At 64.0% G+C, this 1,047-nt stretch carries 1 protein-coding gene; it reads left to right on the top strand.

Going from position 1 to position 1,047, the window contains the following annotated elements; all coding sequences use genetic code 11:
• The coding region (locus tag RA26_RS19990) for an ABC transporter transmembrane domain-containing protein (RefSeq protein WP_039186873.1) at positions 1-1,047 on the top strand (1,047 nt) is incomplete at both ends.

The following is a 1,047-nucleotide window of genomic DNA, read 5'->3' on the forward strand; positions in this document are numbered from 1 at the left end:
GGCCATTGGTTCTGGAGCGAGTTCCCCAAGTACCGCCGCCAAGTGGGCGAGATCATGCTGGGCTCATTGGTGGCGAACATACTGGCGGTCTCCGTCGCGCTGTTTTCCCTCCAGGTTTACGACCGGGTCGTGCCACACCAATCGCACGCCACATTGTGGGTGCTTGCCGTTGGCGCTTTCCTCGCGATTGCGCTGGAGGCGATGCTGAAGCTGGCCCGCGCCCGGCTGACCGATGCGGCCGGCCGCCAGATCGAACTGTCGGTGCAGCACAACCTGATGCGCCGCCTGATCGGGATGCGCTCAGACAAGAAGCCGCTGCCGCCCTCCGGCCTATTTGCCGCGATGCGCGATTTCGGCTCGGTGCGGGAATTCTTCACCTCTTCCACCATTTCAACGCTGGCGGACATCCCCTTCATCGCGGTGTTCCTGCTGCTGGTGGCCTCGATTGCCGGGCCGGTGGTCTGGGTGATCATTGCCGGCGGCACCCTGATGCTGCTGCCTGCCTATTTCATGCAGAAGAAGATGATCGCCTATACTCGCCAGACCCAGGGTGCGAATGCCAAGGCCGGACGGCTGCTGCATGAAGTAGTCACAGAACTCGACACCGTGAAGACCCAGCGCGGCGAAGAGCGGGTGCTGCGGCTGTGGGATGAGCTGAACACGCTGTCGTCGCATTCCGCGACCGAGCAGCGCAAACTGTCCAGCGCCCTCACCTACTGGTCGCAAGGAGTGCAGCAGGCCACCTATATCACCGCGGTGGTGCTGGGCACGCTGCTGGTGTTTGCGGGCGAGTTCACCGTCGGCACCATCATCGCCACCGGCATCCTGACCAGCCGGACGCTGGCGCCGCTGACGCAGTTTGCCGCCACCCTGGCGCGCTGGAGCAACGTCAAGGCGGCGCTGGAAGGGCTGGACGCCATCGCTCAGGCGCCGCAGGAAAAAGAGAAAGAGCGCACCTACCTGCGCCGCCAGAAGATCGAGGGCCGCTTCGAGTTGCGCGAGATCATGTTCCGCTATGAGGACGACGCGGCCCCGACGCTTGACGTT

The organism is Leisingera sp. ANG-M7 (assembly GCF_000813965.1).
In the GTDB taxonomy this organism is placed as follows: Bacteria; Pseudomonadota; Alphaproteobacteria; order Rhodobacterales; family Rhodobacteraceae; genus Leisingera.